The sequence below is a fragment of the Arthrobacter sp. UYCu723 genome (assembly GCF_054059215.1).
In genome coordinates this window covers 3931813-3949593 of sequence record NZ_JBSSBW010000001.1, presented here as the reverse complement: position 1 = coordinate 3949593, position 17781 = coordinate 3931813, and the positions used below count along the sequence as shown (strand labels likewise).

Annotated in this window: 20 protein-coding genes; 8 read left to right on the top strand and 12 right to left on the bottom strand. The window is 67.8% G+C overall.

The features are described 5' to 3' along the window. Nucleotides 1–69: 69 nt before the first annotated feature. The 3 genes from ACVWZ8_RS18410 to ACVWZ8_RS18400 all read right to left on the bottom strand — a co-directional run bounded on the left by ACVWZ8_RS18410 (nucleotide 70) and on the right by ACVWZ8_RS18400 (nucleotide 2259). Entirely contained in the window at nucleotides 70–837 is a 768-nt protein-coding gene (locus ACVWZ8_RS18410; RefSeq protein ID WP_456505428.1) for an SDR family oxidoreductase, read from the bottom strand. A 157-nt stretch (nucleotides 838–994) separates the two neighbouring features. Beyond that, nucleotides 995–1414 carry an Hsp20/alpha crystallin family protein gene (locus tag ACVWZ8_RS18405; RefSeq protein WP_456505427.1) on the bottom strand — a complete coding sequence of 140 codons (420 nt, stop codon included), beginning with the start codon at nucleotides 1412–1414 and terminating at the stop codon, nucleotides 995–997. A gap of 119 nt (nucleotides 1415–1533) precedes the next feature. Continuing rightward, nucleotides 1534–2259, bottom strand: coding sequence for a beta-ketoacyl-ACP reductase (locus tag ACVWZ8_RS18400; RefSeq protein ID WP_456505426.1), 726 nt, complete (start codon nucleotides 2257–2259; stop codon nucleotides 1534–1536). 150 nt (nucleotides 2260–2409) lie between these two features. Between ACVWZ8_RS18400 and ACVWZ8_RS18395 the strand changes: the two genes are divergently transcribed. Genes ACVWZ8_RS18395 through ACVWZ8_RS18380 form a run of 4 tightly spaced genes read left to right on the top strand, consistent with a single transcriptional unit; the run spans nucleotide 2410 to nucleotide 4477 of the window. Further along, complete coding sequence (locus ACVWZ8_RS18395) at nucleotides 2410–2865, top strand: DUF3099 domain-containing protein (RefSeq protein WP_426977929.1); 456 nt, start codon at nucleotides 2410–2412, stop codon at nucleotides 2863–2865. Continuing rightward, a complete protein-coding gene (locus tag ACVWZ8_RS18390; RefSeq protein ID WP_426977931.1) occupies nucleotides 2862–3113 on the top strand; it encodes a hypothetical protein in 252 nt (83 codons plus the stop codon). Before ACVWZ8_RS18395 ends, ACVWZ8_RS18390 begins: the two co-directional genes overlap by 4 nt. Continuing rightward, the gene (locus tag ACVWZ8_RS18385) at nucleotides 3114–3998 is read left to right on the top strand and encodes an SURF1 family cytochrome oxidase biogenesis protein (protein ID WP_456505425.1); all 885 of its coding nucleotides are present in this window, start codon (nucleotides 3114–3116) and stop codon (nucleotides 3996–3998) included. It begins immediately after the preceding gene. A gap of 11 nt (nucleotides 3999–4009) precedes the next feature. Then, nucleotides 4010–4477: a YbaK/EbsC family protein gene (locus ACVWZ8_RS18380; RefSeq protein WP_426977934.1), complete on the top strand. Its 468-nt coding sequence runs from the start codon at nucleotides 4010–4012 to the stop codon at nucleotides 4475–4477. A gap of 88 nt (nucleotides 4478–4565) precedes the next feature. Here the strand turns inward: ACVWZ8_RS18380 and ACVWZ8_RS18375 are convergent, their stop codons facing one another. Next, a complete protein-coding gene (locus tag ACVWZ8_RS18375) occupies nucleotides 4566–6164 on the bottom strand; it encodes an ABC-F family ATP-binding cassette domain-containing protein (protein ID WP_354241314.1) in 1599 nt (532 codons plus the stop codon). A gap of 280 nt (nucleotides 6165–6444) precedes the next feature. Between ACVWZ8_RS18375 and ACVWZ8_RS18370 the strand changes: the two genes are divergently transcribed. From ACVWZ8_RS18370 to ACVWZ8_RS18360, 3 genes are read left to right on the top strand one after another with little or no spacing between them, the layout of a single operon-like run. Next, nucleotides 6445–7113 carry a biotin transporter BioY gene (locus ACVWZ8_RS18370; RefSeq protein WP_354241312.1) on the top strand — a complete coding sequence of 223 codons (669 nt, stop codon included), beginning with the start codon at nucleotides 6445–6447 and terminating at the stop codon, nucleotides 7111–7113. Further along, on the top strand, nucleotides 7110–7838 hold the full coding sequence (locus ACVWZ8_RS18365; protein ID WP_456505424.1) for an energy-coupling factor ABC transporter ATP-binding protein: 729 nt from the start codon (nucleotides 7110–7112) through the stop codon (nucleotides 7836–7838). Before ACVWZ8_RS18370 ends, ACVWZ8_RS18365 begins: the two co-directional genes overlap by 4 nt. Further along, the gene (locus tag ACVWZ8_RS18360; RefSeq protein WP_456505423.1) at nucleotides 7835–8467 is read left to right on the top strand and encodes an energy-coupling factor transporter transmembrane component T family protein; all 633 of its coding nucleotides are present in this window, start codon (nucleotides 7835–7837) and stop codon (nucleotides 8465–8467) included. The genes ACVWZ8_RS18365 and ACVWZ8_RS18360 overlap by 4 nt, the downstream gene beginning before the upstream one ends. 360 nt (nucleotides 8468–8827) lie before the next feature. Here the strand turns inward: ACVWZ8_RS18360 and ACVWZ8_RS18355 are convergent, their stop codons facing one another. Beyond that, nucleotides 8828–10093 (bottom strand): thiolase family protein, encoded by a 1266-nt coding sequence (locus tag ACVWZ8_RS18355; protein ID WP_456505422.1) that lies wholly within the window; start codon nucleotides 10091–10093, stop codon nucleotides 8828–8830. Further along, nucleotides 10065–11480 (bottom strand): class I adenylate-forming enzyme family protein, encoded by a 1416-nt coding sequence (locus ACVWZ8_RS18350; protein ID WP_456505421.1) that lies wholly within the window; start codon nucleotides 11478–11480, stop codon nucleotides 10065–10067. Before ACVWZ8_RS18350 ends, ACVWZ8_RS18355 begins: the two co-directional genes overlap by 29 nt. A 58-nt stretch (nucleotides 11481–11538) precedes the next feature. Here ACVWZ8_RS18350 and ypfJ point away from each other — a divergent pair, with 58 nt between their 5' ends. After that, nucleotides 11539–12426, top strand: coding sequence for a KPN_02809 family neutral zinc metallopeptidase (ypfJ, locus tag ACVWZ8_RS18345; protein ID WP_426977939.1), 888 nt, complete (start codon nucleotides 11539–11541; stop codon nucleotides 12424–12426). Nucleotides 12427–12520: 94 nt separating this feature from the next. Here ypfJ and ACVWZ8_RS18340 read toward each other — a convergent pair whose 3' ends face one another. The 6 genes from ACVWZ8_RS18340 to ACVWZ8_RS18315 all read right to left on the bottom strand — a co-directional run bounded on the left by ACVWZ8_RS18340 (nucleotide 12521) and on the right by ACVWZ8_RS18315 (nucleotide 17736). After that, nucleotides 12521–12853, bottom strand: coding sequence for a metal-sulfur cluster assembly factor (locus tag ACVWZ8_RS18340; RefSeq protein ID WP_056434018.1), 333 nt, complete (start codon nucleotides 12851–12853; stop codon nucleotides 12521–12523). A 13-nt stretch (nucleotides 12854–12866) separates the two neighbouring features. After that, on the bottom strand, nucleotides 12867–13664 hold the full coding sequence (gene sufC / locus ACVWZ8_RS18335; protein ID WP_426977940.1) for a Fe-S cluster assembly ATPase SufC: 798 nt from the start codon (nucleotides 13662–13664) through the stop codon (nucleotides 12867–12869). An 89-nt stretch (nucleotides 13665–13753) separates the two neighbouring features. Then, nucleotides 13754–14113 (bottom strand): non-heme iron oxygenase ferredoxin subunit, encoded by a 360-nt coding sequence (locus tag ACVWZ8_RS18330; RefSeq protein WP_426977941.1) that lies wholly within the window; start codon nucleotides 14111–14113, stop codon nucleotides 13754–13756. 19 nt (nucleotides 14114–14132) lie between these two features. Then, the gene (gene sufD, locus ACVWZ8_RS18325; RefSeq protein WP_456505420.1) at nucleotides 14133–15419 is read right to left on the bottom strand and encodes a Fe-S cluster assembly protein SufD; all 1287 of its coding nucleotides are present in this window, start codon (nucleotides 15417–15419) and stop codon (nucleotides 14133–14135) included. Continuing rightward, on the bottom strand, nucleotides 15419–16882 hold the full coding sequence (gene sufB, locus ACVWZ8_RS18320; RefSeq protein ID WP_426977943.1) for a Fe-S cluster assembly protein SufB: 1464 nt from the start codon (nucleotides 16880–16882) through the stop codon (nucleotides 15419–15421). The genes sufD and sufB overlap by 1 nt, the downstream gene beginning before the upstream one ends. Then, nucleotides 16882–17736, bottom strand: coding sequence for a helix-turn-helix transcriptional regulator (locus ACVWZ8_RS18315; RefSeq protein WP_456505419.1), 855 nt, complete (start codon nucleotides 17734–17736; stop codon nucleotides 16882–16884). The genes sufB and ACVWZ8_RS18315 overlap by 1 nt, the downstream gene beginning before the upstream one ends. Nucleotides 17737–17781: the final 45 nt, after the last annotated feature.

The window sequence follows — 17781 nt, the reverse complement described above, 5'->3', positions numbered from 1 at the left end:
CGAGGACGGGGCGCTGCCGGGAGATGGGGCTGCCCCGCCCCCTGCTGGTTCTTTGCCCGTGCCGGACGTTTAGCTGTTGCTCTTGTCCGTTGTTGCTTTGTCGAAGTAATCGGCGCCGCCGACGTACTCGGTGTGGCCTGTTTCGACGTCGGCCGTCACCATCTTGGCCACCTCGGCGGCGAACTCGGAGACCGAGTACAGCTTTCCGGCCTCGGCGCGGCGGGCCTCGATGGCGCCCGGGTTGGAGCGGTCCAGCAGGGTGGCCGTGACGGTGCCCTCGATCATGTCGCCGGACACGACGACGAGCAAGATGCCCTTCTCGGCGAGGCTCGGGACGAGTTCACGGAGGGCATCCTCGCCGGCGCGCTTGCTGCGGGCCACCGGCTCGTAATCCGGCATGGTGGGCACGGTGTCGATGAAGTGGGCCTGGTGGCTCGTCACGAAGACGACGCGGGAGCCCTCGGGCATCAGGGGCACGGCGGCGTTCAGCATGTTCACTTGGGCATCGCGGTTGAGCTTGAGGGCATATCCCTCCTCCATGCCCGACTCCATGCCGCCGGAGGCATTCAGCACCAGCACGTCGAGTGAGCCGAAGTTTTCCATGGCCGCGCTGGCCAAAGCCTGAACGCCTGCCTGGGTGGTGAGGTCCGCACCGACGGCGGCCGCGCGGCCGCCGGCGGCCTCGATCTCTGCGACCACCTTATTGGCGCGCGGTGCCTTCTGGCGGTAGTTCACGACGACGGCGGCACCCTCGGCCGCCAGGTACTTGGCGACTTCGGCGCCGATTCCCCGCGATGAGCCGGTCACAATTGCGGTCTTATTGTCCAGCAGTCCCATATACGAGCTCCTTTGTTCCAAACGTCCAAAAACGGTGGGTCTGCAGTCCATCATGCCAGCGTTGCAGGGCTTTTCCGTTGTTCAGGATCCACAAAGAAGCCACAGCGGGCTAGTTCCGGGTCGGATCGGGCCGTGCCCGGGCTGCCGGGCGGTCCCGTCAGCTGAGGTCGATCCTGATCTTCTTCGTGGTCGACTCCGGTGGTGCCGCCGGCACGGGCGCCCGGACTTCAAGGACGCCGTCCTTGTAGGTGGCAGTGATGTCTTCGTCCTTCGCGCCGGGTGGCAGCGCGATGCTGCGCTGGAAGGAGCCGTAGCGGAACTCCGAACGGTACCCCATCTTGCTCTTGTGCTCGGACCTCTCCACGCGCTCAGCCCTGATATGGAGCATGCCCTCGCTCACGGAGACGTCGACGTCCTGGTCGGGATCGATCCCGGGCACCTCCGCCCGGACCACCAGGGTGTCGCCGTCCTGGAACTGCTCCACCTTGATGGACGACGTCATCGGGAGGTCACCGTCGAGGAACCGCTTGATCGGCTCCAGCACGTCCGACGGCGCCCATTTGCTGATATCAGCCATGATATTTCTCCTGATTCCATGCCCCTGCCTTGGCATAGTGAGGGGCTGTAGCCCCATTAGACACCCGGGAAGGGGCGCTGTTAAGGGCAAAAAGTCCTATCGTGGCGGCTCCGGCTGCCTCAGTGGCCCATGCCGAGGCCGCCGTCTACCGGGATGACCGCGCCGGAAATGTAGGCGGCTTCGTCGCTCGCGATCCAGCGGACGACGTCGGCCACCTCGGACGCTTCGGCGAAGCGGCCGGCGGGGACCTTTGACAGGTAGTCCTTCTGGGTCGCCTCGGGCAGTTCCGCCGTCATGTCCGTATTGATGAAGCCGGGCGCGACGACGTTCGCTGTGATGCCGCGGCCGCCGAGTTCACGGGTCAGCGAACGGGCGATCCCGACGAGGCCGGCCTTGGAGGCCGAGTAGTTGATCTGGCCCGGGGCGCCGTAGAGGCCGGAGACGGAGGAGATGAGGACGACGCGGCCCTTGCGCGCCCGGATCATGCCCCTGGAGGCCCGCTTGATGACACGGAAGGCGCCGGTGAGGTTCGTGTCGATCACCGAGGTGAAGTCGTCCTCGCTCATGCGCATCAGCAGGGTGTCCTTGGTGATGCCGGCGTTGGCCACGAGCACCTCGACGGGTCCGTGCGCGGCCTCAACTTCGGCGAAGGCGGCGTCCACGGAAGCTTCGTCCGTGACGTCTGCCGTGACGCCGAGGATGCCCTCGGGGAGCTTTGACTCGCTGCGGTAGGTGACAGCCACCTTATCCCCGTTGGCCAGGAAGGATTCGGCGATGGCGAGGCCGATCCCGCGGTTGCCGCCGGTGATCAGGACGCTGCGGCCGGTGGTTGCTGCTTCAGGCATGGTGGGGGCTCCGGAATTCTGCGGCGTGACGGCGCCGCGTAGGGGTGGATTTTCCTGCCTCCGATCTTAGCGCCCGGGCGGCGCGCGTTTGGGCGGCTCCTCCGATGGTGAGAGAATTGAAGTAAGCCTTGGGAGCGTGATCTGACAGCCTTGACCCTCAAAAACCGACCCGGTGGACCGTTGCCTGGGGACCCGGGTGAGTTACCGGGTGACACCGAGGTCCACAGCATCACGGACGCCGCCACCGCACACTCGGAAGAGATGCGCCAGCGGATGATCAAGTACGCCGTGGCCATGGGAATCCGCATGGTGTGCCTGATCCTGATATTCGTGGTGGACGGCTGGTTCAAGTTTATTCCCGCGATCGGTGCGGTGTTCCTGCCGTGGGTCGCCGTTATCATCGCCAACGGCGGCGACAAGGCGGAGATCCACAGTGACTCACTGCTGGACTACGTTCCGCTGGGTGAACTGGATGCGCCGGGAAGCGCCGGGCGGGCAGCTGCTGCGTCTGAAGACCCCTCGGTGACGTTGTTGCAGGGCGAACTGATCGAAGACGAGGATGGACTTGCTGAAGATGAAGGCGACCACGGACGGGCTGCTTCATGAACCTGTTTGACCTTGCCGGGAACGGCGGCCCGACGGCGGGCCCCGCCGAAGCGGTGTGCTCACGGAAGGCATGCCGGGCCGGTGCCGAGTGGCAGCTGCTGTGGAATAACCCGAAGATCCATACTCCGGAACGGCGCAAGATCTGGCTCGCCTGCGGCGAGCACCGGCCCTGGCTTGAGGACTACCTCCAGACCCGGGGTCTGTGGAAAGAAACCGTGGCCCTTGAGCCGGCAGGCGGGGCCGGCTGAATGTATCGCTTTCTCTTTTCCAGCAAGTGGCTGGGATACCTTTTGCTGGCTGCCATCTTCGCCACCGCCTGTGTCTTCCTGGGCCGCTGGCAGATGGACCGCCGCGCCGAGACGCTGGCCGAAATCAACCGCGTGACCTCCAATTACTCCGCAACGCCCATTCCGTTTGCCGATGTCAAGGACCAGTTCAGCAGCCTGGACGCTCACCGGGAGTGGACCCAGGTGGAGCTGAAGGGCAGCTACGACGCCGCCGGTCAGCGCATCGTCCGCAACCGGCCGCTCAACGGCCAGCCCGGCTACGAAGTCGTGGTCCCCTTCAGGCTGGGGACCGGCGAGACCGTGGTAATTGACCGTGGCTGGCTGCCCATCGGCAACAACAATCCGGGCCGGCCCGACTCGGTGCCCGCACCGCCGTCGGGCACCGTGAGCGTCGTCGCCCGCCTCAAGCACGCCGAGCCCGAGCTCCAGCGCGGTGCGCCGGACGGGCAGCTGGCGTCCATCGACCTGGCCGCCTACTCCGCGCAGTTGGGTTACCCGCTGCTCACCGGCGCCTATGGACAACTGGCCTCGGAGACACCATCCGTTGCGGACATGCCCATCGCCTTCCCCAAGCCCACGACCGAGGAAGGCACGCACCTGTCGTACTCACTGCAGTGGTTTGCCTTCGGGGTGCTGATGTTCATCGGCTTCGGCTACGCGGCCCGTCAGCAGGCCCGGAACGCGGCCGTCGACGCCGAGGACGCGGAAGCCCAGGGCACAGACACGGGCGGCGGGTTCCTGCACTCCAGCGGGCCGGTGGCGCGGCGTCGTCCTGCCCCCCGGAAGCGGAAGAATGCGACGGCGGAGGAAGAGGAAGACGCCATCCTGGACGCCCAGGGTTACTGAGGGAGCCCCGCATGGATCCGAAACCGGTGGCGAACGTGAAGCATGCCCTGACCGCGGCAGGAGCCGAGGACACGGTGACGGTCTTCGATTCTAAAGTCCCGACGGCGGCAGCGGCGGCAGCCGTCCTGGGCTGCGACGTCGCGGCGATCACCAACAGCCTCGTCTTCGACGTCGGGGGCACTCCCCTGCTGATCCTTGCCAGCGGCGCCGCCAAGGTCGACCTCCGGAAGGTCGCCGCGCAACTGGGCACGGGCAAAATCCGCCGCGCCACCCCAGAGTTCGTGTTGGAACACACGGGCCAGGAAGTAGGCGGAGTAGCCCCGCTGGGCCACCCCGAGAAGATCCGCACCCTGCTGGACCGCTCCCTGGAAATCCACGAAGTCCTCTGGGCCGGCGCCGGCGATCACAACTCGATGTTCTCCATCGGCTATGCCGAGCTCCAGCGCATCACCGACGCCGAGATCGTGCCCGTCCGTTAGCCCAACTGACCCGCAATAGTTGTCGTTTTGACCGGTCAAAACGACTGGTCAAAACGACAACAACTGCGAGTTAGTTGGGGTGCCGACGCTACGCGAGGGTGATGAGGTCCAGGTAGTCCTCGTTCCAGTGGTCCTCGATGCCGTCGGGCAGCAGCACGACGCGCTCCGGGTTCAGGGCTTCGACGGCACCTTCATCGTGGCTGACCAGCACGACGGCGCCGGTGTAGTTGCTCAGGGCCCCGAGGATCTCGGCGCGGCTGGCCGGGTCGAGGTTGTTGGTGGGCTCGTCAAGGAGCAGCACGTTCGCGCTCGAGGCCACGATGGTGGCCAGCGCGAGACGGGTCTTCTCGCCGCCGGACAGCACACCGGCGGGCTTGTCGACGTCGTCGCCGGAGAACAGGAACGAGCCCAGGATGTTTCGTACTTCCGCGTCGTTCATGTCCGGGGCGGAGGAGCGCATGTTCTGCAGGACGGTACGGTCCACGTCGAGCGTCTCGTGCTCCTGGGCGTAGTAGCCCACTTTCAGGCCGTGGCCCGCAACGACTTCGCCGGTGTCCGGCTTGTCGACGCCGGCGAGCATCCGCAGGAGGGTGGTCTTGCCGGCGCCGTTGAGGCCCAGGATGACCACCTTGGAGCCGCGGTCGATGGCGAGGTCCACGTCGGTGAAGATCTCCAGAGAGCCGTAAGACTTGCTGAGGCCGTCCGCGGTGAGCGGCGTCTTGCCGCACGGTGACGGATCCGGGAAGCGCAGGGCTGCCACGCGGTCGGTCGCGCGCACGGCTTCGAGGCCGCCCAGCAGACGTTCGGCGCGCTTGGCCATGTTCTGCGCGGCGACGGCCTTGGTGGCCTTGGCGCGCATCTTATTGGCCTGGTCGATGAGGACCTGGGCCTTCTTCTCCGCGTTGGCGCGCTCACGCTTGCGGGCGCGCTCGTCCGTTTCGCGCTGCTGGAGGTAGCGCTTCCAGTCCATGTTGTAGAAGTCGATCTGGGCGCGGTTGGGATCCAGCAGGAACACCTTGTTGACGGTGGCTTCGAGCAGCTCGGTGTCGTGGCTGATCACGATCAGCCCGCCCTGGTGGTTCTTCAGGAACTCGCGGAGCCAGGAGATGGAGTCGGCGTCGAGGTGGTTGGTGGGCTCATCGAGGAGCATCGTTTCGGCGCCCGAGTACAGGATCCGGGCGAGTTCCACACGGCGGCGCTGGCCACCGGACAGGGTCTTGAGCGGCTGGTTCAGCAGCCGGTCCGGGAGCGCCAGGTTGGAGCAGATCGCGGCGGCCTCGGCCTCGGCCGCGTAACCGCCGGCGGCGAGGAATTCGGATTCCAGCCGGTCATAGCGGTTCATCGCCTTGCGCTGGACCTCGGCGTCCTCGCTGGCCATGTCCTCATGGGTCTGCCGGAGCTTGCCGACGGCGATGTCCAGGCCGCGGGCGGAGAGGATCCGGTCGCGGGCCAGCTGCTCCATGTCCGGGGTGCGGGGATCCTGCGGCAGGTAGCCGATCTCGCCGCTGCGGGTAACCTTGCCGCCGGCCGGCAGGCCTTCGCCCGCGAGCACCCGGGTCAGTGTGGTCTTGCCTGCACCGTTACGGCCGACGAGGCCGATCTTGTCTCCCTTGTCGATCCGGAAGCTCACCTGGTCCATAAGGAGGCGGGCGCCGGCGCGCAGTTCGAGATCCTGGACGGTAATCAATGCAGCTAAGGCCTTTCACAACAGGGAACGCCGCGGCACAACGGATGGAATCTGGAGGGGGCCGGGGCAGTGCGGCCGAGAGAACGGCCTCCACCAGTCTACCGGCCCCGCCTCCGCCCGAAGACAAGAGCCCCGGATCCCGGCCGGACCCGGCCTTTGGCGGCGCCCTCCAGCATCCGGGCCGCCGGTTAGTGGAGCACCTACAAAATAGGGACCGCGCCGCCGCCGTAGGGTCGGAAGTAAGAACCGCCCCCCCCCCTTTTTGATGCGAGGAAATCCGATGCCCGAGACACACCGCACCGCCACCGCCGTCACCCCGGTGCCCGTGCGACGCCACCGCTGGAACGCCACCGACCTCGGCCTGATCGCCGTCTTCGCCGCCCTCGTGGCCGGTTCCGCGCTGATCGCCGCCATTCCCGTGGGCGGACTCGGCGTCCCCATCACGCTGCAGACCCTTGCCGTCATGCTCACGGGGCTGGCCCTCGGCCCCGGGCGGGCCTTCGCCGCCGTCGGGCTGTACGTTCTCCTGGGCCTCGCCGGGCTGCCGATCTTCAGCGGCGGGCGCAGCGGACTCGGTGTCCTGGCCGGTCCCTCGGCGGGCTACATCGTCGGCTTCGTGTTTGCGGCCGCGGCGGTGGGCTGGCTGACCGTCGTCGTGCTGCGCCGCACGGCGGGACGTCCCGGCAGGCTTCGTGCGGTCCTCCTTTTCGCCGCCGCGATGGTGGGCAGCATCATCTTTGTCCATGGCCTCGGCATCCTTGGCATGATGGTCAACGCGAAGCTGGACTTCCCCAAGGCGTTCCTGGCCGACCTGGTCTTTTACCCCGGAGATGTGATCAAGAACGCACTGGCCGTGACCATCGCGCTGTCCCTGCACAAGGCCTTCCCTGACCTGCTCATCCGCCGCGTCCGGACCGCCGGCGCCGCGAAGGCGGAAGTCCGCCCGTGAGCATTGTCCTGGACCGGGTGGCGGTACGGGTCCAGGTTGACGGCCGCGCCGCACCCAAGACCCTGCTCGAAGGGGTGTCGGTGGACCTCTCGGAGCAGCGGATCGGCATCATCGGCGCCAACGGCTCCGGCAAGTCCACGCTGCTGCGGCTCCTGAACGGACTCGTGGCACCGAGCAGCGGCTCCGTGCTGGTGGGCGGTGCGGATACCGTCCGCGCGGTGCGGGAAGTCCGACGCCGCGTGGGGTTTGTCTTCACGGACCCGTTGTCCCAGCTGGTGATGCCCACCGGCCGCGAGGACGTCGAACTGTCGCTCCGGCGCTCGGTCCGGAACGCCGCGGAGCGGCGCAGGCAGGCCGAAGCGACCCTGGACCGCTTCGGGCTGCTGCAGCTGGCGGACCAGAGCATCTACGAACTCTCCGGCGGGGAACGACAGCTGCTGGCCCTCGCCGCGGTCCTCGCGGTGGACCCGGAAGTCCTCGTCCTGGACGAACCCTCCACCCTGCTGGACCTGCGCAACCGGGAACTGCTCCGCCGGACCCTGGCCGGGCTTGGCCAGCAGGTCATCCTGTCCACCCACGACCTTGAGCTCGCTCGCGACATGGACCGGGTCCTCGTGGTGCATGCCGGCCGGGTCGTGTTCGACGGCGGGCCGGCGGCCGCCGTCGACCATTACCGGGCGCTGAGCGCGGCTGGCCTGGAGTCGCCGGCAGTGGAGCAGCCGTGAGCGGGCACGGATTCCTGCTGGCGAACTACGTGCCCGGCCGCTCCGTGGTCCACCGCTCGCCGCTGTGGCTGAAATTCCTGCTGGTCCTCGGCTGCGGCATGGCGTCCTTCCTGATCGTGGACTGGGCGGTTGCGGCCGGAGTGCTGGCGCTGATGTGCGGGGTGTTCCTGCTCAGCGGGGCGGGGGCGGCCCGCCTGTGGCGCGCTGTCCGGCCGGTACTGGCGGTGCTCGCGGCGATCGGGCTCTTCCAGTGGTGGCAGCTGGGCGGTCCCACGGCGGCACGGATCGTGCTGAACGTCCTGGTCTGCGTCGTGGCGGCGTCGATCCTCACGGCGACGACGCCGGTCCAGGGGTTGCTCGACGGGGTGGCGTCTCTGGCCACGCCGTTCCGGCGCATCGGGGCGGATCCGGAACGGTTCGCCCTGACGATCGCCATCATGTTGCGCAGCATCCCGTTCATCGCGGGCGCATACTCCGACGTCAGGGATTCCGCCCGTGCCCGCGGCCTGGAACGCAACCCCAGGGCCCTCGTGCTCCCGGTATTCATCACCACCGTGGCCTTCGCGCGGCAGACCGGTGAAGCACTCGCGGCACGGGGTCTGGGCGAAGCCGAGGACCTGGACGGCTGACAGCCCTCCCAGGCGCCCACCCGCGGGACATGCCCTCCCCTGCCCGCAGCCACCGGACATATGCCCACTCTGCCCGCTGCCCGAGCCCAAAAATGGGCATGTCCCCCGGCTGGTGCACGCGGAACGCCCTCCCCGCGGCCGTGACCGCGGGACATGCCCTCCCCGGCCCGCAGCCACAGCACATATGCCTACTCTGCCCGCTGCCCGAGCCCAAGAATGGGCATGTCCCCCGGCTGGTGCACGCGGAACGCCCTCCCCGCGGCCGTGACCGCGGGACATGCCCTCCCCGGCCCGCAGCCACAGCACATATGCCCACAATGCCCATTCCTCAAGCCCAAGAATGGGCATGTCCCCCTGAGACTATGACAAGCTGCGGTATTCCAGCAGCGCCGCCGTGCCCATTCCCCCGGCGATGCTGATCAGTGCCAGCGCCAGCTGCCCCTCCAGCGGGGTGCGGCGCGCCTGGCCGAGCAGCCGCGTGACGAGCACCGCGCCGGAGGCCCCGTAGGCGTGGCCCAAGGCCAGGGCACCGCCGTCGAGGTTGGCACGTTCCGGGTCGATACCGAGCTGCTCGAGGCAGGCAATGGCCTGCGCCGCGAACGCCTCATTGAATTCAATCAGCCCAATCGCGCCCGCCCTCAGGCCGTGGGCCGCGAGCAGCCGTTTCCCCGCTGCGGCCGCGCCGATCCCCAGCAGCTGCGGGTCCACGCCCGCCGTGTCCGTGCCCAGCACCAGCAGCCCGTCGCGGGCACCGAGTTCGCGGGCACGCTCCAGCGATGTGATCACGACGGCGGCCGCACCGTCCGCATCAAAGCAGGAGTTCCCGGCGGTGACGGTACCGCCCGCCACGAACGCCGGCGGGAACCGGGCCACCACCGCGGCGGTCAACCCGCGGCGGGGGCCGTCGTCGGCGGCGACTGCCAGGGGGCCGCCGGGGTCCGGGCCTCCCGGGAGCGGGACGATTTCGGCGTCGAACGCGCCGGCAGCGGCGGCGGCCAGGGCGCGCCGGTGGCTGCGCAGCGCCGCGGAGTCCTGCCGTGCCCGGCTGATCCCGAACCGGGCAGCCACGTTTTCGGCAGCCACCCCCATGTCCGGATCGCCGTAGCGGCTCGGCGCAAACTGCGCCCGCGAGAAGAATTCCGGGCCGCCGTCGCTGTTCCGGTTGGCGCGGAGCGGTGCCGTGCTGATGCTTTCCACCCCGCCGGCCAGGTACACGCCGCCACCGCCGGCGGCCACGAGACGGGAGGCGAGGGCGATCGCGTCGAGTCCGGACCCGCACTGCCGGTCCACCGTGAGGCCGGGGACGCTGACCGGCAGGCCGGCTTCGAGGGCCGCGAGCCTGGCCACGTTCCCGCCGCCGCCCACGGCATTGCCGATCACAACATCCGTCACCGACTCCGCGGCCACGCCGGCGTCGGTGAGCAGGCTGCGCAGCACGGGGGCCAGCAGCTCATGGGCGCGCAGTGTCTTCAGGGCGCCATTGGCGCGGCAGATCGGCGTCCGGCGGGCGGCAATGATGACGGGCTGCCGGTCCGCGGGGAGCGGCGGCACGGCCGGCACGGCCGGCACGGCCGGCACGACGGACCTGACCGGCGGCTCAGCCAAGGCGGCGGGCCCTGGGGTCATGTCCGGTGATCCAGTCGAGCAGGAGCTGCCGGCTGAGCTTGCCCCGGTCCGTCAGCGGGAGCTCGGTCAGCGCGAAGTACTCCAACGGACGCTTGTCTCGGGCCAGCACGTCTTCCACCCCGGCCTTTAACTGCATCGCTGTCACGCCGCCGTGGGACGGCACCACCGCGGCCACCACACGCTGTCCGCGGAGATCATCGGCGAGGCCGGCGGCCACCGCCGAGGCGACACCGGGCACGGAGGCGAGGGCCAGCTCCACCTCGTGCGGGTACACGTTGGTGCCGGCGGTGATGATCATGTCCGAGCGGCGGCCCAGCAGGTGCAGCGTCCCTCCGGACAGGTAGCCCTGGTCCCCCACGGTGTACCAGCCGTCGAAGCACTGCAGCGCCTGGCCGTCGTCTCCCCAGAGGTAGCCCTCGCTGACCATGCCGCTGCGGACGCAGATGTTGCCGTCGCTTCCTTCCGGAACCGCCGCGCCGGCACCGTCCAGGATCCGGATCTCGACGCCGGGGAACGGCTTCCCGATCCCGGTCCCGCCCAGCCGGGGCCGCTGCCCGGGCTGCAGGCCGGCACCGGCGACGAAGCTCAGTTCCGAGGCGCCGTAGTACTCAAAAATGGTGGCATTGGGCGCCCAGCGGCGTGCCGCGTCCAGAGTGCGGGCGTCCAGTTTGGAGCCGGCACAGATGATGCTGCGGATCCCGGAGGCGTCCACGCCGCCCGCAAGGCCCCGCTCGCTGAGCAGCCGCAGCATGGTGGGGATAAGGACCAGCCGGGTAATGCCGTCGTGGCTGACCGCGGCGTGGACGTCGCCCACGTCAAACTTCGGCAGGGTGTGGAACTCCGACCCCGCGTACAGGCATTCGGCCAGGGCGTAGAGGTTCAGGCTCGCGGCGAGCGGCCCGGGCGCAAGGGTCCTGTCCTCCGGGGTCAGGCCGAAGAACTCGATCGAGGCGTCGAAGGACACCTGCCAGGACCGACGGGTGCGGGTGAAGGCCTTGGGGACAGACGTGGTGCCGGAGGTCAAACCGATCAGGAACGGCGCGTCGGGCGGGCCGTCGATGAGCTCGTCAGTGCGCCCGTGCCCGGTGACCGGAGCCGCACGCCGGACCGTTTCCGCTATCCGTTCGGTGATGCTGTCCTGCAGCTGCTGCGGCCAGGTCGGGTCCAGCACGGCGCATTGCCGCTCCCCCGCCACCGACGCGGCAAAGGACACGGCGAAGTGCAGCGAGTTCGCTTCGGACACGACAGTGACGGCGGGCGCCGCGGGCACCAGCGCCGCGGCGGCATCCCGCAGCTGCTCCCAGCTGAGACCCTGACCGGCGACCACGACGGCGGTGCTGTCGGGGCGCTCGCCGGCCCAGCGCTGGAGTCTGTCGAGGAAAGGCATCGGATCAACTTTACCGAGCGCAGGCGCCCCCGCCACCGGTAAACGATATTGTGACAGCATGAGTTTCAATGACAACGTCGAGCTGGACCCCTCGCAGGTGCAGGACCGGCGGGGCATGGGCCGCGGCGCCAAGGTCGGGGGCGGGATCGGCGGCGGCATCGTCCTGCTGATCGCGGCCCTGTTCGGCATCAACCCGGCGCTGCTGGAAGGCCTGACCGGAACCACCCAGGACTCCGGCGCGCAGGGCCAGGGCACCGAGCTGGCCTGCGCCAGCGGCGCCGACGCCGATGCCCGCCTCGATTGCCGCATCCTTGGCACGGTCAACAGCCTGAACGCCTTCTGGCCTGCCTACCTGGCCCAGTACAACGAGCAGTACCCCCAGCCGAAGACAGTCATCTTCACGGGCGGAACCGGCACCGGCTGCGGCGCCGCCACCTCGGAGGTGGGCCCGTTCTACTGCCCCGCCGACACCACTGCCTACTTCGACCCGGGCTTCTTCCAGGAGCTCGTGGACCGCTTCGGGTCCTCCGGCGGGCCGCTGGCACAGGAGTATGTGGTGGCCCACGAGTTCGGCCACCACGTCCAGAATCTGCTCGGCAACCTGGACCGCGCCCAGCAGGATCCCCAGGGTCCGGAATCCGGTGCCGTCCGCGTCGAACTGCAGGCCGACTGCTATGCCGGGCTGTGGGCCCGCTACGCCACCACGCAGCCGGATCCCAAATCCGGGCAGCCGTACCTGGAACCGCTGAAGGAACAGGACCTCAAGGACGCCCTCTCCGCCGCGTCGGCCGTCGGCGATGACCGGATCCAGAAAGCCGCCACCGGCCGGGTCTCGCCGGAGGCCTGGACCCACGGCTCCAGCGCGCAACGGCAGAAGTGGTTCTACCAGGGCTACAGCACGGGCGACATAAACCGGTGCGACACCTTCGGCGTCGCCACACCGTAGCGCACACAACCGGCTAACGACGACGGCGGGCCCACCTCTGGGAGGTGGGCCCGCCGTTCGTTTCGCGCGGGGAGCGCGGGGAGGCGGTGGGGATTTAGATGTTGAAGCCGAGGGCCCGCATCTGGTCGCGGCCGTCCTCGGTGATCCGTTCCGGACCCCACGGCGGCATCCAGACCCAGTTGAGGCGCCATTCGTCGACGACCCCGTCCAGGGCCTTGCCGACCTGCTCCTCGATCACATCGGTGAGCGGGCAGGCGGCCGTGGTGAGCGTCATGTCGATCAGCAGGGCGCCGTCGTCGTCTGAGTACTTCAGCCCGTAGAGCAGGCCCAGATCAACGATGTTGACCCCGAGTTCCGGGTCGATCACATCCTTGAGTGCCTCTTCGACATCCTCGAGGCCCGTGCGGGCCACATTGAGTTCGGTCATTGCGGAGTCCTAACTACGCCTGAGCTGCAGCCGAGGCGGCAGCGATGGTGGCCGCCCCTGCGCCGGTGGCGTAGCGGTCGTAGCCTTCTTCTTCGAGGCGGTCGGCGAGCTCCGGGCCGCCCTCTTCCACAACCTGGCCATCGACGAACACGTGCACGAATTCCGGCTTGATGTAGCGCAGGATCCGGGTGTAGTGCGTGATGAGCAGGGTGCCCATGTTGCCTTCGGCGTGAGCGCGGTTGACGCCCTCGGAGACAACCTTCAGCGCGTCGACGTCGAGGCCGGAGTCGGTCTCGTCGAGGATGGCGAACTTCGGCTTGAAGAGCTCCAGCTGAAGGATCTCGACGCGCTTCTTTTCGCCGCCGGAGAAGCCTTCGTTGACATTGCGCTGGGTGAAGTCCGCATCGATGCGCAGCTGCGCCATGGCAGCCTTGACGTCCTTCGTCCACGTGCGCAGCTTGGGTGCTTCGCCGTCGATGGCCGTCTTGGCGGTGCGCAGGAAGTTCGTCATGCTCACGCCGGGAACCTCGACCGGGTACTGCATGGCCAGGAACAGGCCGGCGCGGGCGCGGGCGTCAACGGTCATCGCGAGGACGTCTTCGCCGTCGAGGGTGATCGAGCCGGAGGTGACGTTGTAGCGCGGGTGGCCGGCGATCGTGGACGCCAGCGTGGACTTGCCGGAGCCGTTGGGGCCCATGATGGCGTGGGTCTCGCCGGTCCTGATGGTCAGGCTGACGCCCTTCAGGATTTCCTTTGTGCCCTGCTCGGTGTCAATGCTGACGTGCAGGTCCTTGATCTCAAGAGTAGACATGTGCCTTGTTCTCCTCTGCACCGTGCGCTCCGGCACTGTGCGGTTTCTGGTCGATAAGTATTCTGGTGCGGGTTGCCGGCTGCAGGCAGCTAGCTGAAGGTCGGAGCCTCGGCACCGTTCAGGACGTTGGTGAAGTCCACATAGACCTCGTCATCCAGGACGGTGACGGCAAAGACGGGAACGGGATCATAGGCCGGCAGCTGGAGCGGCTCGCCGCTGCGCAGGTCGAACTGGGAACCGTGGCCCCAGCACTCGATCTTGCAGCCTTCAACCTCTCCTTCGGAGAGGGAGATGTCCGCGTGCGAGCAGGTGTCGCCGATGGCGTGGATCTCCCCCATCGAGTCCTTCACGATCGCTACGGGGTAGTCGTCGATCAGGATCCGCAGCGCCTGCTTGAGTTGGATCTCGCTGGCGTTGCAGACCAGCTCGCCCCTTGGCTGTTCAGTCATTGATGGTTTCCTGTGCTGTCTAGTGGTTCGTTGCCGCGAGTTCGCGCTCGACAGCGGCCGTGAGTCGCTCTTCGATGGCCGGAACCTTGATCTGCTGGATGATCTCGTTCAGGAAGCCGCGGACCACCAGGCGGCGGGCCACTTCTTCCGGAATGCCGCGGGCCATCAGGTAGAACAGGTGCTGGTCGTCGAAACGTCCGGTGGCGCTGGCGTGGCCGGCGCCGGCGATCAGGCCGGTCTCGATCTCAAGGTTCGGCACGGAATCCGCGCGGGCGCCGTCGGTCAGGACCAGGTTGCGGTTGGCCTCGTAGGTGTCGGTGCCTTCTGCTTCCTTGCGGATCAGAACGTCACCCACCCACACGGTGTGCGCATTGCGGCCCTGCAGGGCGCCCTTGTACAGGACGTTGGACTTGCAGTTGGCGACGGCGTGGTCCACGAACAGGCGCTGCTCGAGGTGTTGGCCGGCGTCGGCGAAATACAGGCCGAACAGTTCCACTTCGGCGCCCGGGGCGGTGAAGCGGGCCGAAGGCGTGACCCGCACCAGGTCGCCGCCGAGGCTGACGACGATGTGCTTGAACCTGGCGTCGCGGCCGAGCTTCACCTGCTGCGAGGAGGCGTGCACGGCGTCGTCGTTCCATTCCTGGAGCGAGATGACGGTCAGCTGCGCGCCGTCCCCAACCACGATCTCGACGTTTTCCGACACGACGGCGGTGCCCTGGTGGTCCAGGACCACGACGGACCTGGAGAGCTCTTCCGCGACGATCACGACGTGCTGCGCGGAAGCCTCGGTGCCCTGGCCGGTCAGCAGGACGGTGACCTCGCCGTCAACCTGGACCTCGGCCGGAACGGTGATGACGGTGGCCTCGGAGAAGTTCTCCCAGGCGTTCGCGGAGACGCGGTCCTCGGGGATGGCGGCGGAGCCGATCCGGCGGTCGTCACGGCCGACGGTCTCCACCGTGACGCTGTCCGGAGCGGTGACGCTCACGGACGGTGCGGCACCGTTGAGGACGTCGGTGTGCAGGCCGCGGAGGCGCTTGAGCGGGGTGAACCGCCAGTCTTCCTCCATGCCGGTCAGCGGCTTGAAGTCCGCCAGCTTGTAGGAGGTCAGGCGGCCGGCACGTGAGCTGTCCGGGATGCCGACGCCGCCACCGTGCGAATGGCGCTTGACGGCGTCGCCCGCCAGCGGTGACTTCGACTCCGCGGCGTTCACGGGTGAAAGGCTTTCGCCTTCCTCGGTGAAACCGTTGATGAACGGCTGGGATGAGGGCGCGCCGACGCGGGCCTTTTCAGTAGTGATGTCAGTCATTAACCGACCGATCCTTCCATCTGCAGTTCAATCAGTCGGTTCAGCTCAAGGGCGTATTCCATCGGGAGCTCGCGGGCAATCGGCTCGATGAAGCCGCGGACGATCATCGCCATGGCCTCGTCTTCGCGCATGCCGCGGGACATCAGGTAGAACAGCTGCTCTTCGCTGACACGCGAGACCGTGGCCTCGTGCCCCATGGTCACGTCGTCCTCGCGGATGTCGATGTACGGGTAGGTGTCCGACCGGCTGATGGTGTCCACCAGGAGCGCGTCGCAGCGGACCGTGTTGGCCGAGTGCTTGGCGCCTTCGCGGACCTGGACCAGGCCGCGGTACGCAGCACGGCCGCCGCCGCGGGCCACCGACTTGGACACGATCGAACTCTTGGTGTTCGGCGCGATGTGGACCATCTTGGAGCCGGTGTCCTGGTGCTGGCCTTCACCCGCGAACGCGATGGACAGGGTCTCGCCCTTGGCGCCTTCGCCCACGAGGTAGACGGCCGGGTACTTCATGGTGACCTTGGAGCCGATGTTGCCATCGATCCACTCCATGGTGGCGTTCTCTTCGCAGATGGCGCGCTTGGTGACCAGGTTGTACACGTTGGTGGACCAGTTCTGGATGGTCGTGTAGCGGACGCGGGCGCCCTTCTTCACGATGATTTCCACGACGGCGGAGTGCAGCGAGTCCGAGGTGTAGATCGGTGCGGTGCAGCCTTCGATGTAGTGGACGTAGGAGTCCTCGTCCGCGATGATCAGCGTGCGTTCGAACTGGCCCATGTTTTCCGTGTTGATGCGGAAGTAGGCCTGCAAGGGGATGTCCACGTGGACGCCCTTGGGCACGTACACGAAGGAACCGCCGGACCACACGGCAGTGTTCAGCGACGCGAACTTGTTGTCGCCCACCGGGATGATGGTGCCGAAGTACTCCTGGAAGATCTCCGGGTGTTCGCGCAGCGCGGTGTCGGTGTCCAGGAAGATGACACCCTGTTGTTCCAGGTCCTCGCGGATCTGGTGGTAAACAACCTCGGACTCGTACTGGGCTGCGACGCCGGAGACGAGGCGGCTGCGCTCCGCTTCCGGGATGCCCAGCTTCTCGTAGGTGTTCCGGATGTCCTCGGGGAGGTCTTCCCAGGTTGCGGCCTGCTTCTCGGTGGACCGCACGAAGTACTTGATGTTGTCGAAGTCGATGCCGGAGAGGTCTGCACCCCACGTGGGCATGGGCTTGCGGTCGAAGTACTTCAGGCCCTTGAGCCGAAGGTCGAGCATCCATTCCGGCTCGTTCTTCTTGGCCGAAATGTCGCGGACGACGTCTTCATTGATACCGCGGCGGGCATTGGCCCCGACATCGTTCTTGTCGGACCAGCCGTACTCATAGGTGCCGATTCCGTGGAGCTCGGGATTCTTTTCCAGAATCTCCGAAATCACAGTGGATTCAGCAACCTTCTTCTCTGATAGTTGGTCCGTCATCACGGCCTTTCTTGCAGATGGTTGGATACTTCGTCCAGGTTGCCCGGGGTGGTCGCGGGGCTGTAAAGCCCCCTGGCCGCCGGACGGCCTGTGGGTATGTGGGTGGTGCAGACGTGGCCGCCGCGCGCCAGCGTGGAGAGCCGGCGGACGTCGACGCCGACCAGCCGGGAGAACACTTCGGTCTCCACATCGCAGAACACGGGGAACTGCGCGGCCAGCTGCTGGATGGGGCAGTGCCCCTGGCACAGCTGGACGCTTGAGAGCGCCGCCGGCAGGGGCGCCTTGGCTTCACGGGAGGCCGCGGACGCGACGAAGCCGTCGCGGCTCAGGGCCTCGGACAGCGCCTGCGCGCGGGCTGTGATGTCCGGTCCGGCGGCGTCGATCTCGGGTGCGTAGCGGCTTTCCATTTCGCCGAAGCGTTCGACGGCGAACTGCCGCACGGCTTCGGGGCCGGCCATCTCGCCGAGGCGCTGCAGCGCCAGGGTGGCGATGTCGAGGTAGTCGTTGCCGAGCGTGGACTGGCCCTGGGAACTGAGGACATAGCGGCGTGCGGGGCGTCCCGCTCCGGCGCCGGCACGGGCAACCCGCTTGACCTCGATCACGCCGTGGCGTGCGAGGTGGTCCAGGTGGCGGCGCACCGCGGCGGGAGTGAAGCCGAGCAGGTCGCCGAGTTCGGCGGCGCTGATGGGTCCGTGTTCCAGTACCGCGTTCAGCACGCGGTCCCGGGTCCGCTCATCGGCGTCGGCCGCCTGCGCCACCGCCACGGGCGGATGAGGTGCCCCAGCCGCCTGGGGCGCGTGTGACGCACCATGCCCGGCAAGGGCAGCAGAAGAAGAGGGGCTCATGGAATACACAACACAATCATGTCGTAATTTAGTCCCGCGATCCAGTAAGGCAGG

Coding starts and splice junctions, on each gene's coding strand:
- ACVWZ8_RS18410 (WP_456505428.1), bottom strand. CDS start 837: ATGGGACTGCTGGACAATAAGACCGCAATTGTGACCGGCTCATCGCGG.
- ACVWZ8_RS18405 (WP_456505427.1), bottom strand. CDS start 1,414: ATGGCTGATATCAGCAAATGGGCGCCGTCGGACGTGCTGGAGCCGATC.
- ACVWZ8_RS18400 (WP_456505426.1), bottom strand. CDS start 2,259: ATGCCTGAAGCAGCAACCACCGGCCGCAGCGTCCTGATCACCGGCGGC.
- ACVWZ8_RS18390 (WP_426977931.1), top strand. CDS start 2,862: ATGAACCTGTTTGACCTTGCCGGGAACGGCGGCCCGACGGCGGGCCCC.
- ACVWZ8_RS18385 (WP_456505425.1), top strand. CDS start 3,114: ATGTATCGCTTTCTCTTTTCCAGCAAGTGGCTGGGATACCTTTTGCTG.
- ACVWZ8_RS18380 (WP_426977934.1), top strand. CDS start 4,010: ATGGATCCGAAACCGGTGGCGAACGTGAAGCATGCCCTGACCGCGGCA.
- ACVWZ8_RS18370 (WP_354241312.1), top strand. CDS start 6,445: ATGCCCGAGACACACCGCACCGCCACCGCCGTCACCCCGGTGCCCGTG.
- ACVWZ8_RS18355 (WP_456505422.1), bottom strand. CDS start 10,093: ATGACCCCAGGGCCCGCCGCCTTGGCTGAGCCGCCGGTCAGGTCCGTC.
- ACVWZ8_RS18350 (WP_456505421.1), bottom strand. CDS start 11,480: ATGCCTTTCCTCGACAGACTCCAGCGCTGGGCCGGCGAGCGCCCCGAC.
- ypfJ (WP_426977939.1), top strand. CDS start 11,539: ATGAGTTTCAATGACAACGTCGAGCTGGACCCCTCGCAGGTGCAGGAC.
- ACVWZ8_RS18340 (WP_056434018.1), bottom strand. CDS start 12,853: ATGACCGAACTCAATGTGGCCCGCACGGGCCTCGAGGATGTCGAAGAG.
- sufC (WP_426977940.1), bottom strand. CDS start 13,664: ATGTCTACTCTTGAGATCAAGGACCTGCACGTCAGCATTGACACCGAG.
- ACVWZ8_RS18330 (WP_426977941.1), bottom strand. CDS start 14,113: ATGACTGAACAGCCAAGGGGCGAGCTGGTCTGCAACGCCAGCGAGATC.
- sufD (WP_456505420.1), bottom strand. CDS start 15,419: ATGACTGACATCACTACTGAAAAGGCCCGCGTCGGCGCGCCCTCATCC.
- sufB (WP_426977943.1), bottom strand. CDS start 16,882: ATGACGGACCAACTATCAGAGAAGAAGGTTGCTGAATCCACTGTGATT.